Source organism: Peribacillus sp. TH14, assembly GCF_016651145.1.
In the GTDB taxonomy this organism is placed as follows: Bacteria; Bacillota; Bacilli; order Bacillales; family DSM-1321; genus Peribacillus; species Peribacillus butanolivorans.
This window is the reverse complement of sequence record NZ_JAEKEK010000001.1, coordinates 5,006,062-5,032,778: the sequence shown is the minus strand read 5'-3', so window position 1 is coordinate 5,032,778 and position 26,717 is coordinate 5,006,062. Positions and strand designations below refer to the sequence as shown.

Here is a 26,717-nt window from a genome sequence, read left to right as displayed (position 1 = left end):
TATCTGAATAAAATGCCTACATAGGGAGTGATGATATTGAATGAGACCTGTGAATTTGATACAAATAAAAAAGTAATTCACTCCTTTCAACGTAGTATCGAAATTACTTCAGCAATCCTATTATTAACCGGGCAAATCACAATCATTGGCATATTTGTAAGGCCAGGCAGATTTAGTCTCTCATTAGGTGGTCCTCTTTTTGGAGGACATCGTTTAGAAGGGAAGGACCACTCGCAAGAAGGAAACCTTTTTATCGATATACTGGACATCATTATAGCTATATTATTAATCAATGATGTAATACATGTGACTGGCTTTTTTGTTTCGTCTGGTGAGTTTACAATTAATGTTTCAGGTCCTATTTTTGGTTATCCTGAAGTTGTTCCGGCACTGCCAATTGAAGATTATAACTTATTTAATACAATCATAACTAAGCATTATATCGTACCACCAGAATTATTAACTAATATAAGAGGGAATGAGTAAAATGTCATTAACAGATATTCCTACAGTAAAAAGTTCTAGAAACAATGCATTTCTAATAGCCCTTCCCATTATCATTTTCATATTTTTCTTCACTCAGCAAAAGTCCACAGATGACTAAATTCATTAATAAAGGTAATACCTTAATCCTAGATAAGTGTCATCTGCTAAAAATGCTAATATAGAGAATCCTTGATACAAAAGGTGCGGGAGATAAATGAATTATCTTTAAGGTATTAAATAAATTGATGAAACACCCGTAAAGATTAGATCAGTATATGAATGAGCGGAACAACAAGATAAATGAATTAGCTTTGATATCTTGAGAGAAACATAGGTTTTAATCATTTCAGAGGTGAGGCCTGATTTTTATGCTTTACCTTTTTTGTTTTGTTTTATAAGTTCTATGTAAATAAAAAATTTTGCATTGCAAGTATTCTTGATGTGGAAACATTTCGAAATCAACATAAACCTAATATATATTGGAGATGCATGAATTAATAAAGACTTATCATAAAAAAATCCCTGAGAATGCATTTTTAAATAAGCTTTGTATAAAAAAACACAAGCATTAAATCGCAGTTAAACATAGAAATGAGAGAGGGAGATAGGTAGAAATTTCAATGAGTCTCTCTGAATAGTCAATTCAGTATTTTATCAATAGTCTGTTTCCAAAGAAATTTCCTTTCTACAATCCAGTAACTATGACCTGATTTTATGCTAATAAGGTTTCACCATACTTATTTTAGGAGGTAGATTAAAGTGGAAAAGAAAAATATGATAATAAATGGAAAGAAGATATCTTATATTGAGAAGGGCAATGTTAATGACCCCCCTGTTCTTTTATTGCACGGGGTACCTGAGTCCAGCCTTTTGTGGAGGGAAATGATTCCTTGCCTTGTGTCTTGTGGATTTAGAACCATTGCACCGGATCTCCCTGGATTCGGCGAAAGTGAACGGTTTGATGAATCCTCAACATGGGAGAGATATGAACAGTTTGTCTCGGATTTTACGAGGGAACTAAAACTAGATAAATTCCATCTGATTGTACATGACTGGGGCGGACTTATTGGACTTAAATGGGCATGTGATCATCCAGAGAGAATACTAAGTCTCTTTGTTTCAAATACAACCATATCAGGAGATTACAAGTGGCACTCACTTGCTCAGATTTGGAGAACACCAAATGTCGGAGAAAAAATAATGAAGCGCATGTCAGATGATTCCCAATTTCAAACTGACATGAAGAATTCGATTCCGAACATAGTTGACGAAACTCTGGAAGACTTCTATCGTGTCTTTAGAACTCCCGAATCAGGTAAAGTCATCTTAGATCTATACCGGTCAGGAAATATAGAAAAGGTTAAATCGTACAATCAAAAACTAAACCAGATCAAAATACCTGTCACCATAATTTGGGGGGAGAAGGATCCTTATATCCCTTTTGAATTTGCCTACAAGCTCCAGAAAGAAGGTTTACCACATGCACAGGTTCACATCATTCAAAATGCCGGGCATTTCATCCAAATTGAAGTACCTGATAAAGTGAATTTTTATATCCAACAGCATTTTAAAAACGTGTAAACCTTTAATAATTTTTATAGAGTGGGAGAAGCGGCAGCATTTCCCTTACACTCTTATCGTTTGATTCTTTAGATCGACTTGTTCTCCCGTAAAAGACACGATTTCTGAACGCCTCATTCCCTTTTTCGCAAGTAATGTAAACATTACTTCATTCTGTTTGAATAATCTTATTGTATTATTAGAATAATTACCTATAAAATAGGGTGATAGAAATCCTTAAAAGTAACAGTGAGTCAATACACAAAGCATTGAACGAAGTTAAGAATGACGAATGCTAATCTGTTGAGAGATCATTATTGAAAAGGGCTTTGTTCATTATCAGGAGCTGATTTGCGGCTCTTTTTCTTTTGCAACTATGGGGTAGAATAGTTTAAGAAAGTATTATACATAAATTATATAATTTGAGGAGAGAAAAGATGAAGACAGATAATTTTGATTATATTGAACTTTGGAGACAAGCCATGGTAGATCATACTGGAAATATACCGAAAAGGCTAAATGATGATGCAGCAGAAGAAGCTTTTTGGTCTTCGAGGGTTGAAGGGAAAAAACAACATAAAGAGGACCCTTATGCAAAACTTGTGCAACAAGAGCTACTAACATTATTAAATCAAGATGATCATGTTTTAGAAATCGGTCCTGGGTGGGGCAATTATACCTTCGCTATTGCTGAAGAAGTCAGGAAGTTAACTTGTATAGATAGTTCAAAAAGCATTATCAGTTTTTTGGCATCTCAGGCAAATGAAAAAGGTTTCGAAAACATGGAATTGATTCATAATAAGTGGGAAAGTGAGACAAAAAGAGAGAAATATGACGTAGTATTTGGTTTTAATTGCTACTACCGTATGAAAGAAATCGGTCATACCTTATTAAAAATGAATGAGTCAGCAACACGTTTAGTTATCGTAGGTATGACAACAGGACCAGAAAAACCTCATTATATGGAATTGAAACAACGAGGATATACAATCAATTTGAGAAAACGAGATTACATACACATTTTAAATGTATTGTATCAACTTGGAATACTAGCCGACTGTAAGATCGTGAAATTGAAAAGCAAAAAAATCTATTCTTCTTATGAGGAAATGATTCGCGATAATACTACAAAAATTCTGGATCAGCATTATTCTGACCATGAGGTGAAAACTATTCTTGATAAATATGTGGTAGAAAAAGAGGGGAAATATGAGTATGAATATCCATTTCATGCAGCCTTAATGTATTGGAGTCCAAAGGGAATTTGAAAATATTAGTCTGGTAACCTTTAATAGTATGTGGTGAGGTATATATAGAAGGAAGGAGCTTTGTCTGAAATACCTTTATTTAGCAGGTGTAATGCCGCCCATGTTGTTTCAATGGACTGCCTTAGCCATTGTTCAACCAGCTAATATTATGTACCGACGCAACCACATATAGGACAAATCCTTTTATATTCAACCTATCCGGTACTAACTCATGGGGGAATCTATCAACGACCTACAAATCCTCAAATGGAGTATCAAACAGATTTAAAAATAACTACCCAATTGAGGTAGTTATTTTTTTAAGTAAAAGGGATTACAAAATATCAAACGAAGAATTGATGGTTTTCTTCTTTTGTAAAAACGCGATATGCGTAAATACTTGTGTTGATGTAATACTTTCATGGTCTAAAAGCTCCTGAAGAGTCCGTAAATCGATGTTAAAATGGTTTTCCTCACACACAAAAGGGGGCGTAAGCGTATGCTGTAAAATGAGACAGGGAAAAACGCGCAGTAAGCAACCGTGCTTTTTCACTTTATAGCCACGTATCCCCAATTACTTTCCATCTTTATAAAAGACTTCCTTATCGTGGATTTGAAACGAACCCTTGGGGGGGAGAAGCGGATGAAACGGCAGCAAAGTCTTTTTTTCCATAAATTCATATCGTTTAATTTAGTAGATGTGTTCCTACGTAAGAAACATGATTTCTGAACGTCCGATTCCTGTTGTCGCAAGTATTTAAAAATCACTTCATTCGGTTTGGCTAATCGCGATGTATTTTGTTTTAAGAAGCGGAAAAACACTATTTTAAATTAAATCCTACAGAGACATATACCGGTAGTTTTATGATCCATTTTCAATCCCATTCATAATTTCCGAGTCAAGGTTAATTTTTTTGTTTTTGAACTTGATCTAATTTGATGCTGTATGAAACGCGCTCAAGTTTTGTTTTCGTGATAGTCTGTAAGCCCATTCAAAAACGCTATAAACATATTCAAATTGCTTATTTTCAAATTGAATGTACAGAATGGATTCAACTATTGCTTGCTGTAACTACAAACAAACCACTATAGTCAAAGGTGCATATACGATAATAAATTATTCGTTCAATAACTTCTAATTATAATTCACATGAAAAGCATTCATAATTCTAAGGATCTTAAGAGGTAGAGGTTCCAAAGTCCAGATAATAAAGGAGGTTCAAAGGTTTAACTATATCATAACTAATTTTTATTCTAGTTTACATAATATATATTATAGGAAGTTGTATTTTAATTGTTAATTTTGTCTCATATCTTAAGAATACTTAACAAAGTGAGACGAAAACTCAGATTTTTATTATTTATAATCTGTTTTATTTATTAATTTTAGAAATTACATTTAGTTAGAAAAAATCAAATAATTATCATATATCATAATTTCGTTAAAAATTTGATTGATTTAGAATCTCAGCATTATAATGTGTTTTTTATTTCTCATTATTGCGGTTCTTACTAATTTCACAGAAAGTTCAAATCTTATGTAATTTACTTTACTTTTACTTATTTCTATAATTATCTGCTAATTTCTTCTGGCTACGTACATAAATGATTTTCAATCTTTATTTTAACCAGGATCTAATATTTATCTAATATTTCATTCGTAGTTTATTTCGGATTTTTCCCAAATTAAATCCAGCATTAATTATCAGAATGTTTCCTCACGATTTGTTTACATAAAAACTCTTACAAATTCAGCAAATATTTTGCTCTGTACTTGGTATCCTTCAACTTTAAAGGTCAAAAAGAATTAAAATCACAAATTTATTATTCTGATATATATAAATATAAGCAAAATGAGAAATATTTCGGGTTAACACTTCGGAAAAGTTATATTAAAATAATTTTAAAAAAAACGGAAATTCCTTATTGAATTGAATAAATCCATCAAAAATTATGCAGTTGTTTAATTAACAACCTGAAATATCATAAGTTCCGCTTACCAATAAGAAATAATAAGATAGTCTTCTCTCTCTACCCACATAATTCTCATAATACCGTTAATATGTTTTATTATTAATTAACTGTTTATTGCTAATGCTACTTAAACAAAGTTGTGTTTGAAAATGCTGTTAGAGGAACGGTTAGCATAAATAACTTTCAGAAATATGTTAATAAATATCAAACATTTTGATCAAATATTAAATCCGCTCTTAGGTAGATTAATGCTGAATTAATTAACCATTCTTATTAAGCACACTAGGAAATAATGATGGAGAAAAACAAAGTAGATCCGCTTTCAAATGATCAAACTTAATTACATCATAATAAAGATATTATGACTAATAATGTTAAACGTAACATTAAGTTTGAGTCTCTTTTCCGCTATATTAAACACAATAATGCTCAAATAGCTACTAAGTCATTTCAAGTAGTATTCTGTAATGTACTAAAAAATCACTAAACAACTAAGCATTTCGAGAAAAGGATACGAGATGCAAAGATTCAGCAATCGGAGAGTACTTTCGCATATTGCGCGATAATTAATAGCTTTAAGGTAAAATAAGTTACTGAATATGAACACAATATGATCTTTTCAACATATAGCTTTGTAAACCTTAATAATGTTGATTTTTAAACATACAAAAGAGACCACTTATTGTGGCCCCTTTTGTATCTGTTTTACTAAAATTTAATAAAGGCATGTAATCAATCCGTATCTTAGTTTCATTTAGGTCTTGTAGCTCTTATTTTCGGACTTTCACCTAGCTCACGAGAAAACTCTTCATTAACACGTTCCGGTTCTATTTTTAAGTTTTTGGGAGTTTGAGGTAATGATTTTTTTCTGCTAGATGATTTTTGATTGTTTGATCTTCCCATAATACTGCCTCCTAACTAAATTTTAATCTTTATTAGTATGGCTAGGAATCACGATTATATATCTTTAGATTAGCTCATGAACAAATATTTTATCTTAATAACAGTTTTTTTGACCAGCTCCTTTTTATACTACTAACGTACGAGTTAATTCATAAAAAAAGCGCTTCTTATTTAAGAATCGCGCTCTTTTATTTAACCCTTTTTTAGGTATTCCCTTATTCAAAAATGCACTTGGATATTCAACAACTCCTGAAATATTATAAAGAGCATTTTCTTGCAACTCCAATGCCATAAATGCCTCTTCTGGTACTTCGAAAGGTGCTTTTATTCCCCATAAAGATGTTTTTTCAAACCCGAATTTCGGATAATATTCTGGGTGCCCTGTACAACAACAGAATTGTATTCAAGTTCTTTTGCTTTTTTTAATGCTTCAAGAATTAAGAGTCTTCCTATACCTTCATTTTGATACTCTGGCAAGACTGAAACAGGAGCAAGGGCAAGGGATTCAGCAAATTGATTGTCATTATTAATTTTTAATTTAGATAAAAGAATATGGCCAACAATTTCTTTATTCACGGCCACTAAAGATAAATTTGGAATAAATGCGTCGGATTTTCTAATACGAGACACCAATTCATGTTCTTTTTTATCACTAAACTCCATATTAGCAAATGCACTTCTTACAACTTTTTCAGTAATTTTATAATCCTCAGATAGTTCCTGCCTAATTGTAATGCTCATTCTTAAATCTCCTAACTCATATAGCTTATATTTTTATATAAACCCGTATTTTATCATATTTTTTTTCGTCAACTAACCTGATCCTTTCATTCCTTAAGAAAGAGGTTGCAACAGCAGAACTTCCCTTGAAGTAAAGCATCAATGACCTGTTTTAGTTGAGTAATCTATGTAGAGAATAATTACTTTTAAATAACACATATTAACGACAAATAAAGAAATCATTTTATATAGTCGCTTATACTATTCATCAATAAAAAATAGAATAGGAAATCATATGCGTTTTCCTATTCTATATGAACAGCTTTGTTGATTAAGTTCGAATCGATTCGACACGATTTTGGATATATTCCAACGAACCTTTAGCTTCATGAACGATTTGTTTTAAAAGTTCATCAACTGTTATGACTTCCTTAATTAAACCGACTGATTGACCGCATGACCAGATCCCTCCGTCTAAATTACCTTCAAAGTAGACGCTTTTACTTCTTTGTCCCGTTATTAGCGGGATTAATTCTCCTATAGTGGCTCCCTCATTTTCTAGTCGGTCGACCTCTTTACTAACAGTATTTAACGCTACACGTGAAGGACTTCCTATATTTCGCTGAATGACGATTGTATCCGCTTCATTTGCTGAAACCATCCAGTTCTTCACGTTATCATGAATAGGGGCTTCCTTCGTAGCCATAAAGCGAGTCCCCATAACAATCCCTTCAGCACCGAGTGCCAATGCACTAATAAGGCCTCTACCGTCTGAAAAGCCTCCACCTGCTAGTACAGGTATTTTAACAGAATCAACCACTCTAGGGAGCATTACAAGCGTTCCTACATCCCCCATGCCAGGATGGCCGCCCGTTTCATTCCCTACGATAACAACAGCATCGACTCCCAATTTCTCTGCAGACAGTGCGTTTTTGACACTTGCAACCTTATGGATGACAGTAAAACCATGCTTTTTAAGTTTTGGCATTAAAGCCTCAGGACTTCGGCCACTGGTTTCAACAATTTTAACGTCTTCCTCTACTAAAATATCAATAAAGTCTTCATTTGGAGTAGCAGTTTGACTTGGAAATAGATTCAGGTTGACAGCAAAGGTTTTCTTCGTTAATGCCTTTACTTTGCGTACTTCATCACGAAGACCTTCGGGTGTAACCTGTGTTTTGGAGGTAATGATACCTAATCCACCTGCTTCAGTTACTGCAGCAGCAAGCTGAGCTCGGCCAACTTGAAACATGCCACCGCAAATAATTGGATATTCTATTCCTAATAATTCAGTAATTCTCGTTTTCATAGGCCATACCCCTCTCTATACTCATGCATTCCGTTAAATATAAATAATCTTTTATTCCAATGAAAAATACACATCCATGACTATAGACCATATTTATGAAGCCGCTTGTAAAATGTACTTCTAGGGAGATCTATCAATTTTGCAGCTGCGGTGACATTTCCTTGTGTCCTTTGCAATGCCTCTAGCATTAAATCTCTTTGTATTTTTTCTCGGGTTGTCAGTTCATTTTCCTTAATCCAATTTTTATCAATTTCCTTCGGAGACTGGCAATCCACTTGCTGCGTAATTGCTAGTGAATGCATAGAATTTAATAATTGTTCATAATCTACTCGACCATCTTGAAGCAAGATAGACAATCGTTGCAGAACATTCTGTAGTTCTCTTATATTCCCTGGCCAATTGTAACCCTTTAAACTATTTAATAATTCTTCTGATAATGGAATATTCCAGTTATTCACTTCACTAAGATAGCGGACAAGATACGGAATATCCCCTTTCCTTTCCCTTAAGGGTGGTACAAATACAGGATAAACATTTAAACGATAATATAAATCTTGGCGAAAGGATCCTTCATTTACAAGCTCTGCAAGGTTACGATGTGTTGCTGTAATAATGCGAATGTCTAAAGAAATACTTTTTGTACCACCAATCGGAACGATTTTTTTTTCTTGAAGTACACGCAATAACGCCACTTGCATGGCATGTGGGATTTCACCAATTTCATCGAGAAAAATGGTCCCTCCATTAGCCTGCTCAAATTTCCCTGTATGCCCTTGACGCTTAGCCCCTGTAAATGCGCCTTCGACATAACCAAATAATTCACTCTCCATTAAATCTTTGGGGATGGCTCCGCAATTTATGGTGATAAACGGTCCTTTTTTTCGAGGACTATTTTCGTGAATAGACATAGCAACAAGCTCTTTTCCAACCCCTGTTTCACCAGATATATACACATTAGCTTCGGTTGGTGCAACAAGCTTTACTTTATGTAATGTGTTTTGAAACGCTTCACTAATACCCATTTCACCCTTGAAATTAAACAACTTAGATGGCGAAGAAGTTGGAAAAAGCCTATTTTGGGTATGACTAAGACCTTCTGATAAAAATAAACACTTTCCTGATACCCTTTTATCTTCTGTAGAAATAAGAAGAGTTTCCTTTTCAATTTGGTATCCAAAGTTTAAAAAATCAGACAGTCTCATTCCAATAGATTGAGAAATTTTTTGACGAACTTGTTTGCTGGCTGAAATGATGATTTCTTTATGATTACAAACAATAAAGGGGCGGTCTGGATAAGCTTCTGCTAGTTCAATAGATTGCTGAGTTAGTGCCAACTCTCTTTTATAGGAGCGAACCGCCATCTCTTGTTCTATCGTATACGCCAAAGTGGCAACCATACCAAGCATAGATGGATGAAAATATTCAACCGGACACGATATATCTAAAACGCCCATTAACATCCTATCTTCATTAAAAATAGGCATTGCAGAACAACTCCATTTATGTGAGGCAATAGAGTAATGTTCGGTTCCTTGAATCATTACTGCCTCCCCCGTTTTCAAAGCAGTTCCAATAGCGTTTGTTCCGACTTCACCCTCCGTCCAGCGTACGCCTTCCACAAAATTTATTTTACCTGCTTCATCCAGAATTTTTTCGTTTCCAGATAGGGAAAGAACATATCCATCAGGGTCTACTAATAAAGCCATCATTCCAGACTCTTTAATCGCTTGGTTCATTCTTGTTAATTGGGGCGATGCTACATCTAGAAGTACGGAGTTTTTTTCTCTTTGAACGTTCAATAAATCATTTGTTAACACATGATTACCTTTATTTAGATACGGATTGACTTGTTCTTTTTTACAGCGATGCCAAGATTCCTTAATTCGCTTGTCCAAGCGATTTGAATCGAGAACCCCCTCACTAATAAAACGTTCCCATGTACGTAAATAACAACTAGTGGATAACATATAATCCTCCTCTAATCATCTGGTTTAAACATTTTCAACATTCATTTGAAAAATAAGAGCATGTCTTTTCAATCAAGAGAAATAATACCGTGGAGTAATAAAAAGGATGTTGATCGAGGTCCACTTTATTATAGTAGATTATGTATGCGCTTACAATATTTTGATTACAATTAACAAAAACTTCACAATAAAAGCTTCACATGATCATTCACGTGAAGCTTACTTATTAATCATTTATGCGTAATGCCTATTCCTATAATGCTTGTTTTTATGAAAAAATGACGCCTCCATCAATCATGATAGATTGTCCTGTCATATAGTCAGAATCTCGTGAGGCGAGATACGATACAAACTTCGCAACATCCTCTGGGGTCTCAGGTCGTCCCAAGGTAATAGAATCCGAAAACTTTTTAAATGCTTCTCCTTTTCCCAGATTCATATATTGCCCCATTTTTTCATCGATAAGATCCCACATTTGTGTACCGACGATACCTGGACAGTATGCATTTACCGTAATTCCAAACTGAGCCAATTCTTGTGCTGCCGCTTGTGTAATGCCTCTAACGGCAAATTTAGTTGCTGAGTAAGTTCCTAGTAGGCTAAACCCTTTGTAACTAGCTATACTGGCAGCACTAATAATTTTCCCGCCTTCTTGCTTTTTCATTTGCTCAGCAGCCGCTTGCAGACAAAAAAGCACACCATTTACATTTATACTAAAAATCTGTTCAAGGTCTTCCTGAGTCACTTCAAGCAATGGTTTAATTTGGGCAATTCCTGCATTTGAAACCATAACATCAAGTTGTCCAAAATGATCCACAACTTGATCAACCATATTGAATACTTCATTTCTTTTACTTACATCAGCTTTCACTGCAAAGCTTTCACGTCCAAGTTCCTTAATTTCGTTTACAACCGATTCGGCGCTATCCAAATTGACGTCGTTAATCACCACATTCAATCCATCTTGAGCTAGTCTCAATGCAATCGCACGTCCAATTCCACGACCTGAACCAGTGACAATCGCTGTTCGATGACTAATAACCATACAAAATACCCCCAATTCAATAGGATTCAGTTCATTTAAGTATGCACTGCTTGGCCACTAACGCTTAATAATGCCTCATGTATGCACTCCGACAAGGTTGGGTGCGCTGCTATTAGATCTTCCATAATATCAGTCGTAATTTCCGCATGGAGCATGACCGTTCCTTGACCAATTATTTCTGTCGCGTGTGGGCCAACGATGGAAAACCCCAGTATCTCATTAAATTGAGGATCTACTACGACTTTGACCTTTCCAATCTGTTTGTTAGAAATAAGCGCTTTTCCATTTGCGGAAAAAGGAAATTCTCCAACTTTAATATCACCATATTTATTTCTTGCTTCTGTTTCCGTCAATCCTACGCTAGCAATCTCAGGGGAAGTATAAATACATCGAGGAATTGCTCGATAATTTACTTTAGTCTCGTGTCCACAGGCATTCAGAGCAGCTACTCTTCCCTCATGAAAAGCTACATGTGCAAGTTGGATTCCACCAATCACATCACCACAGGCATATATTGAAGAATTACTTGTTTGCATTTGATTATTTACAGAAATACCATGTTTGGAAAAATCAATACCATTCCGCTCTAGGTCCATTCCGTTTACTCTAGGCTTTCTCCCTATTGAAACAAGTACGTAATCGGCATGAACTTCGTCAATACTGCCATCACCTTTATCTAAAAATACTTTCTTATTATTGGTATTCATGTCTTTGACAGATGTGGAGGCATGGATTATTACCCCTTGGCTTTCCAATTCTTTATGTAGGACGGCTGAGATATCTTCATCTTCCCCTGGGAGCAGCTTTTCACCCATCTCAACGATTGTAACCTTAGTGCCCATCCGGCTATAAATACTTGCAAACTCGCATCCAATGACTCCGCCTCCAATAATCAAAAGTGAAGTAGGAATAGAAGGGAGTGACATGGCTTGGCCACTATGGATGATCCATTTACCATCGAACGGTGCAAATGGTAATGGAATCGGTTCGGAACCTGTAGAAATAATGATTTTACTAGCTTCAATCTCTTCATATTTATTGTCATTTTCTATCCGAAGTTGGTGGTTCGTTATTAAAGAAGCTCTTCCTTGAATTACTTTTATTTTATTTTTTTCATTAAATAATGAACGCCTTGGACAAGTGTCGACACAATAGCTTTCTTTCGTTTCTGCACCACTTCCCAATCGATATCAATTGTGTTAGATGGGAGACGGATTCCCAATTCACCTGCATTTTTCACCAACTCATACGTATCAGCACTTTCTAACAAAGACTTCGTTGGCATGCATCCTTCGTTTAAACAGGTTCCTCCAAGTGGCCCATCGACAACCAGTATCACTTCTTTTCCCTGCTGGGCAGCAGTAATTGCCGCTACATACCCAGCAGGACCTCCTCCGATAATTGCTATACGATTCAAGAGATTTCCTCCTTTTTCTATAAAAGCATAGTCATTGGCTCTTCTAAATATCTTTTTATTGTTTGTAAAAAGGCAGAAGCAGGAGCCCCATCTAAGACACGATGATCAAAGGTTAAACTGAGTGGCAAAATAGTTCTTCTTTCCAACGTATCTTCAATATAGAGCGGAGTATCATAAGCAGAGCCAATTCCAAGAATTCCTGTTTCCGGGGTATTTAAAATCGGCGTGAAGTGTTCTACACCGTATGCTCCCAAATTGCTGATCGTAAAAGTAGAGCCATTCATTTCTTCAGATGGCAATTGACCTTCACGAGCAAGCTTAGCTAGTTCCTTTCCTTTCTTCGATAACTGCTTTAGTGTACAGACATCCGCATTTCTTATAACTGGAACAACTAACCCCTTTTCCAAGGCAACAGCTAATCCAAGATGTACATGCTCAAATAAATGGATTTTATCTTCTACATAAGCACTGTTCATTTTAGGGTGATCTTTTAATGAATGGACGACAGCTTTGGCAACAAAGTCTGTGACCGTCAGTTTACTATCATCATGTTTTTGAATAATTTCTGTAGCTTGTCTTTGCAATTTGATTAAAGCGGTTACATCTGCCTTCATCGTAAGAGTTAATTGAGCACTACTTTGTAAGCTATCCTGCATACGTGTGGCAATAATTTTCCGCATTCCGTTTACAGGAATCTCCTGTGTTTTCTCTATAGATTGCGCAGGGATTAAGATACTATCTTCTTTATTTTCAGGCTTTGATTCAGGTCTCTTAATTGCTTTCTGTACATCATCTTTAGTAATTCTTCCACCCGGTCCAGTGCCTTGAATTTTCTCAATATCAAGATTAGCGGCCTGTGCCATTTTACGTGCAACAGGGGTAATCATCACACGATCCACATTTTTACTAATTGGCAAATTAGGTAGATCTGGATTTTTCTGTGTTTCTTTTTTGTGGTTTTCCGGCTTGATTTCTTCAGCAACAGGCTCATTAACCAATACGTTTTCATTCGGATTTCCGATATAACAGATAACTGTTCCAGGAGGGACGCCTTGTCCTTCTGGTACAGCTATGTTTAGTATCGTACCTTCTGACGGCGACTCGATATCCATTTCTATTTTCTCAGAATTAATGCTGGCTATTGCTTCGCCCTTTTCTACAGTATCGCCGACTCCCTTACTCCATTCCGAAACAGTACCTTCTTTCATTGCCATGCCTAATTTCGGCATTACTACTTCAACAGCCATGTCTTTTTTCTCCCTTCAGCTTTGTTTCTTTGCCTATCATTGGTTTCAGGCTCCAACTTTCGAGGATCAATGCCAAAAAGGTGGAGCCTTTTTCATTTTTACTTACACCCTAAGAATAGATGGTTCTCCTAACAATTCTGATACAACTTTAATTACTTTCTCTGGTGTAGGTAGATAGATATCTTCTAGTGGTGGAGAAAAAGGTACCGGCGTATGTGGTGCAGTAATTCTTTTTATTGGCGCATCAAGCGTATCAAATCCTTTATCCGCGACCAATGCTGCAATATCTGTGGCCACGCTGCACCTTGGATTTGCTTCATCCATCACAATAAGACGGTTTGTTTTTGCGACGGAGGAAAGAATCGATTCTTCATCCAGCGGTGACAAGCTCCTTGGATCAACAATTTCAACTTCAATGCCTCTACCAGCAAGTTGTTCAGCAGCATCCATTGCCGTATGAACTTGTTTACCGATAGCAACGATGGTTAAATCTGAACCAGACCGTTTTATTTCTGCTTTTCCGATTGGAATCGTATAATAACCTTCTGGTACCTCACCTACCATGTTATATAGCGTTTTATCTTCAAAAAAGATTACTGGATCATTATCCTCGATAGCTGAGAGTAACAGCCCTTTTGCATCATAAGGGGAAGAGGGGACAACTACTTTCAGTCCCGGAATACTTGTAAACAAGGCATATAAGCTTTGCGAATGCTGAGCTGCTGCCCTAAATCCTGCGCCATGCATCGTACGAATCGTAACAGGAACTTGCGCTTTTCCTCCAAACATATAACGGAACTTGGCCCCTTGATTTAAAACCTCATCTAAACAACTCCCAATAAAATCGTTAAACATTAACTCTGCAATCGGACGTAATCCCGTAGAAGCTGCTGCCATAGCGGCTCCCATATACCCTGCTTCGGCAATCGGTGTATCTAAAATCCGGTCACGACCAAATTCTTGCACTAATCCTTTTGTAACCCCTAAAACACCACCCCATGCTTCGTCATCTTGAAGATGATCAACTTCTGCTCCGCCGGCTACATCCTCTCCCATAAGAATGACATTTTCATCTTTTCTCATTGCGAGCGCCATTGCTTCATTTATTGCTTGTGACATACTGATTTTTCTACTCATCTCAATTCCTCCTTTTATTGTTTAATAAGAAACATAAACATCGTTTAATAAATCGGAAGCCTCTGGATATGGGCTTTCTTCACTAAACTTAACAGCTTGTTTAATTGCCTCTTCAACTGAATTCTCGAGGGAAACCAATTCAGTTGAAGCTAACAGATTCTGATTCAGTAAGTATTTTCTAAATTGAGCAATAGCATCTTTTTCTTGTTTATGTTCTTTCTTGTCTTGTTCTTTTTTATATTTCTGAGCATCGCCCTCGAAGTGTCCATAATTTCTATAGGTTACGCATTCTATTAATGAAGGACCTTCTCCTCTGCGAGCTCTTTGAACTGCTTCTTCTGCTGCCTGATAAACAGCAATTACATCCTTCCCATCCACTCGAACTCCCGGGATATTGTAGCTTATCGCACGATCGGCTATTGTTTTGCAGCTAGAAGCATAATTAAAAGGTGTGGCTTCACCATAACCATTGTTTTCAGCAATAAAAACAACAGGAAGATTCCAAATAGCCGCAAGATTGATCCCTTCATGAAAAGTGCCGTGATTATTAGCACCATCTCCAAAAAAACATACACTTACATGATCAGTTTTTTTATACTTGGCAGTTAATGCTGCACCACAAGCAAGTGGAAAGCCTCCTCCGACAATACCGTTTGCGCCTAACATTCCTTTATCTAAATCGGCTATATGCATGGAACCGCCTTTTCCTTTACAAAGACCTGTTACTTTCCCGTAGATTTCGGCCATCATTCCATTTAGGTCGCATTCTTTAGCTATACAGTGACCATGACCCCGATGAGTGCTTGTAATGCTGTCCTTTTCTGTAAGGTGGGCACACACGCCTACTGCCACCGCTTCCTCCCCAGCATACAAATGAACAAATCCTGGTAAGATTCCCTTAGCAAATGATTCATGAACTTGGTCTTCGAATTTTCTAATCTCAAGCATTTTTTTGTACATCCAATAAGCCTTGTCCTGTGATAACTGAATTTCTTTAGTTTGAATCGTTTCCATATTCCAGCCCCCAATCTTAATAATGAGTCAATAATATATAGTGCAATTTACGTGCCAAAATGAAAATTCGCTATATTAGGAATTTATCTATTTTCTAAAGAAACAAAACGAGACAAAATGAGAATGTTGTCTCGTTTTGTCTCGTTTTAAACAAAAAATGATAAAAGGGGGTTTTAGAATTTTTCATATAGAATGTATGTAACATGATTTAGCATGCAAAATTGATAGGTACTATTAAATAGCAGTTCAAAAACTAATAGAGATGGGGACAAAAAAAGACGGATCCATTTTGCTCCGCCTGTATTTGTAGCTTTGTAATAAAGTTTGATAAAAAGTAACCTTATTTGGTTGTTAACACAAAGACTCCATTTTGAAAAAAGTTTGATTATTTCATTGAACCTTCTTCTGCTAAAGCCCCCGTTAGTTCCATAAAAGTGCTGCTGACCTGCTCCGGATATTGAAGTAAAGCACCGTTAAGTTGAAGAAGACGTCGATTCCACCTACCTTTAGATGGTTATTATAGAAATCTCACATTATGAAATATATGTATTTTTCATTCCGTTCGATTATTAATTCTTCTATACCTAAAATTGCTGTATCTGATTTTGTTGTTTGTTCTTGAATCCATGGCAGGTAAAACTGAATTATTAAATTCTTCGTACGCTTTTTTTGGATTAGTATTTCTGGATATTGCAAAGAAATAAATACCTATCGTTCTACCTCTTTGGTAAGAGGCAGTGGCGATAACGGTAGACAACTACTATCAAATTCAAATTGTCTAGTCAGACCAAAGCAAATATTTAGTTCGTCGCTATTCAAAAGTTGATATTTAAGATGCTTTTGTAACATATTTCTCAGTATCGTTCGGATTCCCATAATAAGTAAATTACCTCAACTTATAAAAAAAGTTGCGTAGCAACCCTGTAATAGAAGTAAATCCACCTGTTAGGTTGAAGATCGTTCTGCATTACCGCGTCGCACTATATTACAGATAGGGCCCGTTTGGTTATGTAAGTCGATACCTGACATAATAATCTGTATTACAATATTTATTATTACTAAAGTATTTAACATTAAATTATTTGTTTAGATATCTAAATATATTTTCCACTTGCTTATGTTTATTTAATTTGCTAATATAACTGACGAACGTTCGTTAGATTCGAGGTGATTTTATTGAAAAGCAATGAAATTAAGGAGGCAGCTCTAAAATATTTTACAATTCATGGTTATGAAGGAGCATCCCTTTCTCTAATAGCTGAAGAAGTCGGCATGAAAAAGCAATCCATTTACGCACATTTTAAAGGAAAGGATGATCTTTTTCTACAAGTTTTACGTGATGCTAAAGAGACTGAATTATCTTCAAAACTCCAATATTTCAGTGAAATTGATTCACAAAATCCTAAATCAGATTTATACGGATTTCTACAATTGGTAATCGATCTTTTCCAAAAAAATGAGCAGTTAAAGTTTTGGCTACGTATGTCTTTTTTTCCGCCAGCACATCTTGCGAAAGCAATCGAAAAGGAAGTAATCGATATAGAAGATAAGGTGCAGGTGATACTGGAAAGTAAATTTCAGGATTGGATCGATGCTAAAGTAATAGTCGGAGATGTATCAAAAACGCCGACCTTTGCCTTCTTAGGAGTAGTCGATTCTATTTTGCTGGAGCTTGTATATGGCAATGATGAGAAGCGGCTGAAGGATAAATTAGAAGCCTCTTGGACAGTATTTTGGAGAGGTATTTCACATCAATGATTCATAAAGAAAGGAGGTGTTGATACATGGAGAAAACAATAAAAGAACAAAAGGCGGTATTAATTATTCTTCTAAGCAATATATTCATTGCTTTTCTGGGAATTGGACTCATTATCCCCGTTATGCCGTCATTTATGAATATCATGCATTTATCAGGAAGTACGATGGGCTATCTTGTTGCTATATTTGCGGTATCACAGCTTGTTATGTCACCATTCGCGGGTCGTTGGGTTGACCGTTACGGCAGAAAGAAAATCATCATTATCGGATTATTCCTTTTTGGTGTTTCAGAACTTATCTTTGGTGTAGGCACGAACGTATCCGTGTTTTATTTATCAAGGATCCTAGGGGGAATCAGTGCCGCCTTTATTATGCCAGGTGTTACTGCATATGTTGCAGATATTACATCTGTTCAAGAAAGGCCAAAAGCAATGGGCTATATTTCAGCCGCCATTAGCTTGGGCTTTATAATAGGACCTGGGATCGGTGGCTTTATTGCAGAATTTGGTATACGCTTACCCTTCTTCCTGGCAGCGGCCATTGCTTTTTTAGCATGCCTTTCATCAATATTCATTTTAAAAGAGCCGATGACAAAGGAACAGCTTGCAAAAGTTTCTGCTAATACAAAGCAAACAAACTTTATTGGTGATTTAAAAAGATCACTTAATCCACTTTACTTTATTGCGTTCATCATTGTATTTGTACTCGCTTTTGGTTTATCGGCCTATGAAACTGTTTTTAGCCTATTTTCTGATCATAAATTCGGCTTCACGCCGAAGGATATTGCAATTATCATTACAATAAGCTCTATTTTCGGAGTTGTTGTGCAAGTATTTATGTTTGGAAAACTGGTAGATATCCTTGGCGAAAAAAAGCTTATCCAATTATGTTTAATCGTCGGTGCAATTTTTGCGGTAGCGTCCACTATGATCTCTAGCTTTTTGGCAGTTCTTGTGGTAACTTGCTTCATCTTCCTTGCATTTGACTTGCTTCGTCCGGCATTGACGACATTTTTATCAAAAGCTGCCGGGAAAGAGCAAGGATTTGTTGCTGGAATGAACTCAACCTATACGAGCTTAGGGAATATCGCCGGGCCATCTATGGGAGGATTACTATTTGACATAAACATCCACTATCCTTATCTTTTCGCTGCTGTCATTATCGTCATTGGCCTTGGTATTACAGTCATTTGGAAAGAAAACCGATTGGCAGAAAGCTTAGCGAAATAATTAGAAAAGCACAGGGAGCCTTTGAACAATCAAAAACCCAGGTTTTTTCCTGCGATGATCATACAAAGTAGCTTTCCTTGTGGAGATTGACAATTTTTCTAACTCGAAAAGTTATACTTTTATTTGTATCAAAACCCTTTGTCCATATTGAACAAGGGGTTTTGATCTTATCTACTAATAAATATCCGTTGAGTCAGAATGTAGATTTAAAACGTGTTTTAGGTACTTCTTTACCCTTTTAGCTTCTCCCGCTGTCGAGCCAACCGAGCCATTTTTTATATATAAAATCCTTCTGCGTCATCTTCATTTAATAATCTCAAAGAGACTTCTTCATCAATCTTATGGATAACAAATTTTTCTCTTCCGTTGTCTCTATCCTACCTTGTCTTCTAAGAAAAAAGTTACTTCCCTCTTTTTTCACCAACCTACTACTTTCGTTAAATAAAAAATATCCTGCATTAAACAGGATATCTTATCTAACCACTCTTCATCGGAACATTTTTTAAACATCACGACTCTATTTTAAAGCCACAGTATTCTTAGAATATTTTTTCCTCATTTAATTCAAATGCTAAATCTTTGAAAAATTGAAGCGATTCAGGATTGCCCATAGAGTCTGGATTCACTACCTTATCAAACTCAAAACCTAATAGTACTTTGCGAATCGGAACTTCCATTTTCTTTCCGTTCAATGTTTTTGGTATTTGCTCAATGACATAAATTTGGTCTGGGATAAAACGAGGAGAAACATTCCCTCTAATTTGTTCCTTAATTTTTGCTTTCAGGGTAGGGTCTAGACTGTTGCCAGACTTAAGAACAACAAACATCAGTAAGGAAGAACCACGCCCTAGCACTTCTCTATCAATTACAAGACTTTCCATTACCTCTTCAATCGCTTCAACAACCCGGTAAATATCACTTGTACCCATACGTACTCCAGAACGATTAATCGTCGAATCGGAACGTCCATAAATGATACAACTGCCTTTATCGTCAATTTTTATCCAATCACCATGTTTCCAAATACCAGGATACGTATCAAAATAACTCTCGTAGTATCTTATCCCATCTTTGTCATTCCAGAAATAAAGCGGCATGGATGGCATCGGTTTGGTAATGACCAGTTCTCCGACATCATTAATTAAAGATTGGCCTTGTTCATCAAAGGCTTCGACATGAACACCTAATGCCCGTCCCTGTATTTCGCCAATTCTAACGGGTAATGTAGGCACACCTCCTACAAATCCGGCACAGACATCTGTTCCGCCACTCGATGAACTGAGCCAGATATCCTTTTTAACATTTCCATATACCCACTTGTATCCGTCACCTGATAAAGGAGCTCCTGTAGAAAAAAGAGCTTTCAATTTCGATAGATTATATTTTTCCATTGGCTTGATTCCTAATTTCATAGAATTCGTTAGAAAAGGGGCACTTGTTCCAAAGAATGTCATGCCTGTATCTTCAGCCAATTCCCAAAGAGTATCCATGTTAGGGAAGGAAGGACTACCGTCATAAAGAACTATTGTCGCTCCATTAAGCAAACCACCCATTAGCAGGTTCCACATCATCCAACCTGTCGTTGTGAACCAGAAAACGGTATCTTCGGAAGTCATACTTTGATGCAATCGTGTGGATTTAAAATGCTCCAATAAAATGCCCCCATGCCCCTGTACAATCGGTTTTGGCATTCCGGTTGTACCTGATGAATAGAGGATCCAAAGCGGGTGATCGAATGGAACACTTTCAAAAGATAGATCCGCTGATTCGTTTAGAAGGGTTGACCATGGAATTATTTTCTTCAGATTTACCTCAAAGTTCGTTTTATCTATGTACGGAATCAACACTGTATGCTTGATAGTGGCTATTTCCTTTTGCAGCTGCGAAACAACTGAGGTTTTATCATACACGTTCCCATTATACTGATACCCGTCAATTGCAAGTAAAACAACCGGTTCAATTTGCTTAAAGCGGTCAATGACACTTCTTGCCCCGAAGTCGGGTGAACAACTCGACCAGATGGCGCCTATACTTGCTGTTGCCAAGAACGCTATGACGGTTTCAGGGATATTTGGCATATAGGCCACAACACGGTCACCCGATTTCACACCAAGTTTCCTTAATGAATGAGCGACAGAGGCAACTTTTTCTTTCAGCTCTTTCCAGCTTACCTCTTGCTTCTTGATATGCTCGGAACGGAAAAAAATCGCCGTTTTATCTTCTTGATCATTCGATAATGCATTCTCTGCATAATTGAGTCTCGATCCTTCAAACCACTTTGCACCCGGCATCGAATTATCTGCTAAAACCTTGTCATATTTTCTTTCAGCTTTTACTTCACAAAAATCCCATATTGACGCCCAGAAGTTCTCTAGCTCATAAACCGACCATTTCCATAGCTCATGATAATTATGAAACGCCAAACCTTTCTTTTCCTTTAACCAATTCACGTAATGACTCAATACCGTCTGATCGATTTGTTCTTTACTCGGTTCCCAAATGATTTGTCCATCTGCAAGCGTTTTCATTTAAATCATCTCCCTTTGGCATCAAATGCATTATTGAATTATTTCATATAATTGGTAGTTTAATTAAATGATAAAGTATTCTCTCAAAACCGTCAATTCACTCAAACTTAGGATGGATTAATTCTTTAATCTATCACTTTCGTTTCTATGAATAGGAAGTTTAATACAGAAGCAAGTTCCTTTCCCTTTCACACTTGACACACTAATAGTTCCATTCATACTTTTAATAATACTATAAGAAACCATCATACCTAGTCCTGTCCCTTTTTCTTTTGTCGTAAAATAAGGCTCACCTAAGCGGCTTATTTGTTCTTTTGTCATGCCAACGCCTTTATCTTGAATCTTAATTTGGAGAGTTGGGGCGTGATGGATTAAATGTATGTATAGTTCACCATTAACTTGCATCGATTCGATGCCGTTTTTTAAAATATTAAACAAGCACTGTTGAAATTTTTTTCTTTCTCCTATGATATAATAAGCGTCATCTTCCAAAAGCGATAATTTTATGTCTATTCCATTCATGTTTGCCAAGGGCTTAATAATATTTACCGCATGCTGAATCTCATCGGACACTCTTAAGTGTTCTTTATTTTCAGGGGTTGTTGCTGCAAACGTTAAATAATCATTAATGACTTCTGTAGCTCGATCTAATTCCCTCAAAGCGATATTTGCATACTTTACCTTTGTTTGCGAAGAAACTTCCTCTTGTAACATTTGAATATATCCTCTAGTTACTGTTAGGGGATTACGAACTTCATGTGAAATACTTGCAGCAAGGTGACTTACGATTTGTAACTTTTCTGCTTTTGCTAATTTTTCTAAAATCTGAAAATTCGCAAGGATGGCCTCCCACAGAATAATCACAATAACAATGCCAACGACTTGGATTATAAAGTATTGTTTCCATAAACTTATACCTATATTGATTCCAAATATTTGTGTTGCAATAAACTGTGTAAGAATCTGAACAGTAAAGATTAATAAAATACCAACGATATTTTTTTTGAATACAGACATTTGTAAATAGTATTTAGAAAGAAAAGATATTGAAATACCAATTAACGGAAAAGTGATGCATGAAATATAAAATCCATTTTCTCCCCCGACAAATATCGAATAATAAGAGTGATAGCTATTAATAAAAAACTTAATCGATAACCTCCATATAAACCACCTAAAAGAAATGGAATCCATCGGAGATCCCAAACAAAGTGTTCTTCTATTACTACTGGAAATAACATACATAGAACAAGTGAAAGAATAGGAAAAATGGCTAAGAACCATCCTTTTAATGCATCTAAACGGTACACGTATTTCACTAGATACACCATTTGCAATAAAAAGATGGGAAGAAGAATTAATAAAAAGTTAATCAGTAAATCTTTGGTCATAAGATTCATATCTACACCGAACTTTCAATGTTTTGCGAAAATTTTGAAATGCATATAAATCATAACAAGTTAGGGAATTTTAATCTAGTAAAATTATTGAGTAATTTTCAATAAAGAAAAGCGCAAAACACTGAAGTACATAATAGAATACGAAACAAGAAGCGGTCGATTCAGTCTAAAAAATGAATAGGTGAGAACTTCTCAAAAAAGACAAAAAAAAAGCACTGAAACAGTCATTTCAGTGCAGCACAAATATAATTCTTTAATAAAGAGCTGCTTTTGCGAGCATAGTAATCGTTGCATCGTCCATTGGAGGATTATGAAGTCCCGCACGTACATCTCTGTAATAACGTTGCAATGGGTTCGTCCGTTGTAAGCTTTTGGCCCCAACGACCCTCATCGCTTTATCAACGATAGATATTGATTTGTTTACGACTGATAACTTAACCGCACCCAGCTCTTTCGATAATTCATCATGATTTTCAGTTTGTGTTTCCCATTTTTCCGCGACAGAATAGAGAAAATGGCGTGCTTCACTTAATTCCAGTTCAATTTCTCCAATCATTCTTTGAACATTAGGAAGATCTCGAATTGGTCCCGGCAGGCTATTTGGTGAATAAGTTTTCGCAAATTCGACTGCATAATTTCTTGCAGCCATCGCGATTCCTAAATAGCAGGCTGGTATATGTAACAGCCATGATTCAGGTTTCTTCTTGCCAGGTTTGCTTTGCATGACATAATACTTATCTGGAAGGATGACTTCATTTAACACTAAATCATGACTTCCTGTACCCTGCATAGAAATCATATCCCATGTTTCTTCTATACTTATCCCTTTTATGTTTCGATGAACCAAAAAGGTGCCAAGTTGCTCATCGTGAGGTACCCAGGCTGTAACAAGGAAAATATCTAGGACAGGTGATAGGGTCGTAAAGGTTTTTCTGCCATTCAATACCCATTGATTACCTTTCTTGATAGCTGTCGTTTCAGGACGTCCTCCACGTGTCGGACTTCCTGTTCCTGCCTCTGATGCTGCCGTGTTGATGAGGGCACCTTTGGACACTTCATCAAACAATTCGTCCATAACCTCTTTTTCCCATGGTCTTTTTTCAGTCAGAGAAAGTACCGTTCCTACATGCCAGCCGATTCCTAAGGCAGTTGGACCACAATACTCAGCTATTTTCTCCTGGCTAAGGAGGAAATCATACAAGGATCCACCATTACCTCCATACTCTTTTGCTAGCGTTAATTTAGGATATCCGAAATCCTTTAATTCCTGAATGTTTTCAAAAGGAAAGCCTTTTGATTCATCAAGATTTTCAGATCGTCCGGAAAAAGACTTAATCGCCGCCTCTAATTTTTGTATATATTCTTTTTGCTCTGCTGATTGAAAAAACGACATGAAGATCATCCCTTCTATATATGTAAAACAATATCCTATACCATCTAGCAGGGGAATCAGCATCTGCTAGAACTCACCTTTATCATATCACTTTAGTGGTGATTACAGTTTGAATCTGTACATTAAGAGTTAATGTCTTCATTTTTATATTGTTTATTAGCATTCTTATAAGCTTCTTTCGCTTGATTCATATCTTTATTTTCTATGAAATATGCAATGGCAGCTTGACCAATACCATAAGTAACAGCTCCCGCTACCGCACCTGAAACAGCAAGACCAGCACCTGGAATGAATCGAACTGCAGCTCGAACACCTTCCCTGACAAGCAAACCAATTCCGACGTTAATTCCTAAAGCTGTGATGAATTCACTGGCAGTTTTCGTATTGATATCTTTATCTGCGATAAAACCAATCACAACAATCATCAGTCCTTGGATACCAGTCAATATTGGAAAATCAGCAAAAGGGATTGGCTCGGCACCGATTAGACTGGCAATGGCCGTGAACGTACCTACGATAGTCCGCGCAAATTTTTTCTTAACGAATTGGCTCTGTATCGCCTTTGCAGTCTTTAGTTTCGCTTCACTGGGTAAGGCCTCAATTAAGTAATCAGAAAGCAAATCTATATTCCAGCGCATGTCATATTCAATTATTCCCTTTTCATCAAAATCAATATATGAACAAATTGGAATGATGTTTAATAGTGGGATTTCACTTTCTTTAAACCGCTTAGCCATTAAACCGATGGCCTCATCAATATGCTGTTTTTTCTTAGGGTGGGCATCAAAAGGTACTTGTTTATAATGTGGCGGATCTAATTCATCTACCTGGGTGATAACACAGATTACTGGCACATCATAATGATGTTTATCTTTCACAATTTTCCTCAATTTACTTAACTCTTGTAAATCCTCTTCAATCCGAGAATCCGTTTCTTTTGCTTTGATTAAGAAAAGAAACACATCCGGCTGTTCCTCAGTCACCGCTTTAATTAATTCATCCATTGGTGTCTCTTCTTCATAGTCTTCCGTAGGAGTCTCACTCTCACCCAATCCACGAGAGTCCAGCAGACGAATTTTAGGTTGAGAATCACTCGGATACCAAAGCCATTTACCTTTACCAGTTCCAGATTTAACGGAGCTAACGTATTGCCGTTCTTGGCCAAACATTGCATTAATCAGTGATGACTTCCCTGAACCGCGCCTCCCAACAAGAGCAATCCGCGGTTCCCTCGCATCGACCGTCATCGTTTTAAGCTTCAAAAGCTGATCGAGCATTTTGTTCTTTTTCGATTCTGAAATAGGTAATTTATTTACCTGACCTTTAATAAACGTAAACAAACTGCCCATTTCATCGTGTTTCTCTACCATGTGAATTCCCCCTTGATAAGAACTGTTTTATATAATATTTACCCCTGATTGGTTCAACTTAAGCATGTTCATCGAACCATCCCATTACATCAGCTAAAGGGGATTTATCTGTTCTTCAGGAAACTAGAACTGGAGCGAATTGTTCATTTCTCAGTCAGGATTTATCTTTTAGAAACATAACCACACTGGCCATGTATTTTTGAATTTCTTGTACTTGATATGCGGCTGAATCAGCAATCTGTTTGTAATGATGTTGTCCTTCATCCGTAATTCGTAAATAACGTTTTGTTCGTTTTTCACTTTCCCATCTGCCAACAAGCAGGCCGGTCTCTTCCATTTCATGTGATAAATCGTATAAATACCCGTTAGAAGCAATCCAACCGAACTGATTTTTAAGCAGGTCCCCTATTTCCCCCATATAAATGGGCTTCTTTTTGAAAGCCGCCTTCAATGTGACATAACGGACTAAGTCCTTTACGGATATTATTTTCGAGAAATAAGATCGGTATTCCTCAGGAAGTTCGTTCACAACCGGAGGGTTTTCACCAGATCCTTTTAAATCGAACATAAAGCGGTCAATGACATTTTTCACTTCAGAAAAGCGTTCTAGAAAATTCTCCTGGTACCATTTATAAAGTTCTTTCCCTTTTTCCGTTATTTGATAATAATTTCTTCCCTTGTTCGTGTATAATGATAAATGGCCGGATTCGACAAGAGTATTAGAAATCTTACATAAGTAGTCATAGCTATGCACTTTTCCAGTAAACGTATTTTTCAGGTCCTGATGAATCGCCCTTGGATAATTTGTTTTTACTGTTAAAGAATGCAGTAAAAAAATCGTTAAAAATTCTCTCTGACTTAAACCAACCGATTCTACCGTTGTAGACAGTTTTTCCCCTTTCTTCACTGTCAAAACCTCCTTTATATTGTGTATCAGTTAACTCGTTAGAATAAATATTTCTTCGTCCTCCCCTTATTATCCTGTGCTACCACATAATAGTAAAGTTTTTAAT

At 36.4% G+C, this 26,717-nt stretch carries 18 protein-coding genes and 2 pseudogenes; 5 read left to right on the top strand and 15 right to left on the bottom strand.

Annotation, left to right across the window (positions count from 1 at the left end):
• Positions 1-30 precede the first annotated feature (30 nt).
• The 3 genes from JFU50_RS24250 to JFU50_RS24240 all read left to right on the top strand — a co-directional run bounded on the left by JFU50_RS24250 (position 31) and on the right by JFU50_RS24240 (position 3,314).
• Positions 31-486 (top strand): hypothetical protein, encoded by a 456-nt coding sequence (locus tag JFU50_RS24250; RefSeq protein ID WP_201180485.1) that lies wholly within the window; start codon positions 31-33, stop codon positions 484-486.
• 759 nt (positions 487-1,245) lie between these two features.
• On the top strand, positions 1,246-2,067 hold the full coding sequence (locus JFU50_RS24245; protein ID WP_201180484.1) for an alpha/beta fold hydrolase: 822 nt from the start codon (positions 1,246-1,248) through the stop codon (positions 2,065-2,067).
• A gap of 416 nt (positions 2,068-2,483) precedes the next feature.
• Positions 2,484-3,314, top strand: coding sequence for a methyltransferase domain-containing protein (locus JFU50_RS24240; protein ID WP_201180483.1), 831 nt, complete (start codon positions 2,484-2,486; stop codon positions 3,312-3,314).
• 2,703 nt (positions 3,315-6,017) lie between these two features.
• On the opposite strand, the gene JFU50_RS24235 is transcribed toward JFU50_RS24240, so the two are convergent.
• From JFU50_RS24235 to JFU50_RS24195, 9 genes and pseudogenes are all read right to left on the bottom strand, one after another.
• A complete protein-coding gene (locus tag JFU50_RS24235) occupies positions 6,018-6,170 on the bottom strand; it encodes a YfhD family protein (RefSeq protein WP_152952274.1) in 153 nt (50 codons plus the stop codon).
• 223 nt (positions 6,171-6,393) lie between these two features.
• Positions 6,394-6,911, bottom strand: a pseudogene (locus JFU50_RS24230) (GNAT family N-acetyltransferase); the annotation flags it as partial.
• Between the two features lie 310 nt (positions 6,912-7,221).
• The gene (locus JFU50_RS24225; protein ID WP_201224525.1) at positions 7,222-8,199 is read right to left on the bottom strand and encodes an NAD(P)H-dependent flavin oxidoreductase; all 978 of its coding nucleotides are present in this window, start codon (positions 8,197-8,199) and stop codon (positions 7,222-7,224) included.
• Between the two features lie 80 nt (positions 8,200-8,279).
• The gene (locus JFU50_RS24220; protein ID WP_201224517.1) at positions 8,280-10,166 is read right to left on the bottom strand and encodes a sigma-54-dependent Fis family transcriptional regulator; all 1,887 of its coding nucleotides are present in this window, start codon (positions 10,164-10,166) and stop codon (positions 8,280-8,282) included.
• A gap of 268 nt (positions 10,167-10,434) precedes the next feature.
• Positions 10,435-11,211, bottom strand: coding sequence for an acetoin reductase (locus JFU50_RS24215; RefSeq protein WP_201224515.1), 777 nt, complete (start codon positions 11,209-11,211; stop codon positions 10,435-10,437).
• 35 nt (positions 11,212-11,246) lie between these two features.
• A pseudogene (lpdA, locus tag JFU50_RS24210) lies at positions 11,247-12,628 on the bottom strand (dihydrolipoyl dehydrogenase).
• 17 nt (positions 12,629-12,645) lie between these two features.
• Positions 12,646-13,875, bottom strand: coding sequence for a dihydrolipoamide acetyltransferase family protein (locus JFU50_RS24205; RefSeq protein WP_201224511.1), 1,230 nt, complete (start codon positions 13,873-13,875; stop codon positions 12,646-12,648).
• 102 nt (positions 13,876-13,977) lie between these two features.
• On the bottom strand, positions 13,978-15,012 hold the full coding sequence (locus JFU50_RS24200) for an alpha-ketoacid dehydrogenase subunit beta (RefSeq protein ID WP_053346095.1): 1,035 nt from the start codon (positions 15,010-15,012) through the stop codon (positions 13,978-13,980).
• 21 nt (positions 15,013-15,033) lie between these two features.
• The gene (locus JFU50_RS24195; protein ID WP_201224509.1) at positions 15,034-16,026 is read right to left on the bottom strand and encodes a thiamine pyrophosphate-dependent dehydrogenase E1 component subunit alpha; all 993 of its coding nucleotides are present in this window, start codon (positions 16,024-16,026) and stop codon (positions 15,034-15,036) included.
• A 1,176-nt stretch (positions 16,027-17,202) separates the two neighbouring features.
• On the opposite strand from JFU50_RS24195, the gene JFU50_RS24190 reads away from it, so the two are divergent.
• Both JFU50_RS24190 and JFU50_RS24185 read left to right on the top strand, forming a co-directional pair.
• Positions 17,203-17,784 (top strand): TetR/AcrR family transcriptional regulator, encoded by a 582-nt coding sequence (locus JFU50_RS24190; protein ID WP_201184675.1) that lies wholly within the window; start codon positions 17,203-17,205, stop codon positions 17,782-17,784.
• A gap of 26 nt (positions 17,785-17,810) precedes the next feature.
• Positions 17,811-19,013, top strand: coding sequence for an MFS transporter (locus JFU50_RS24185; RefSeq protein WP_201224507.1), 1,203 nt, complete (start codon positions 17,811-17,813; stop codon positions 19,011-19,013).
• Between the two features lie 539 nt (positions 19,014-19,552).
• Here the strand turns inward: JFU50_RS24185 and JFU50_RS24180 are convergent.
• The 6 genes from JFU50_RS24180 to JFU50_RS31820 all read right to left on the bottom strand — a co-directional run bounded on the left by JFU50_RS24180 (position 19,553) and on the right by JFU50_RS31820 (position 26,611).
• Complete coding sequence (locus JFU50_RS24180) at positions 19,553-21,541, bottom strand: acetoacetate--CoA ligase (protein WP_201184679.1); 1,989 nt, start codon at positions 21,539-21,541, stop codon at positions 19,553-19,555.
• 117 nt (positions 21,542-21,658) lie between these two features.
• The gene (locus tag JFU50_RS24175) at positions 21,659-22,558 is read right to left on the bottom strand and encodes a sensor histidine kinase (RefSeq protein ID WP_242489096.1); all 900 of its coding nucleotides are present in this window, start codon (positions 22,556-22,558) and stop codon (positions 21,659-21,661) included.
• A gap of 41 nt (positions 22,559-22,599) precedes the next feature.
• Positions 22,600-22,932, bottom strand: coding sequence for a LytS/YhcK type 5TM receptor domain-containing protein (locus JFU50_RS31050; protein ID WP_242486020.1), 333 nt, complete (start codon positions 22,930-22,932; stop codon positions 22,600-22,602).
• Positions 22,933-23,194: 262 nt separating this feature from the next.
• Positions 23,195-24,334, bottom strand: coding sequence for an acyl-CoA dehydrogenase family protein (locus tag JFU50_RS24170; protein WP_201184681.1), 1,140 nt, complete (start codon positions 24,332-24,334; stop codon positions 23,195-23,197).
• A gap of 122 nt (positions 24,335-24,456) precedes the next feature.
• Positions 24,457-25,704 (bottom strand): GTPase, encoded by a 1,248-nt coding sequence (locus tag JFU50_RS24165; protein WP_201184683.1) that lies wholly within the window; start codon positions 25,702-25,704, stop codon positions 24,457-24,459.
• Positions 25,705-25,858: 154 nt separating this feature from the next.
• Positions 25,859-26,611 (bottom strand): helix-turn-helix transcriptional regulator, encoded by a 753-nt coding sequence (locus JFU50_RS31820; RefSeq protein ID WP_056522848.1) that lies wholly within the window; start codon positions 26,609-26,611, stop codon positions 25,859-25,861.
• Between the last annotated feature and the right edge of the window lie 106 nt (positions 26,612-26,717).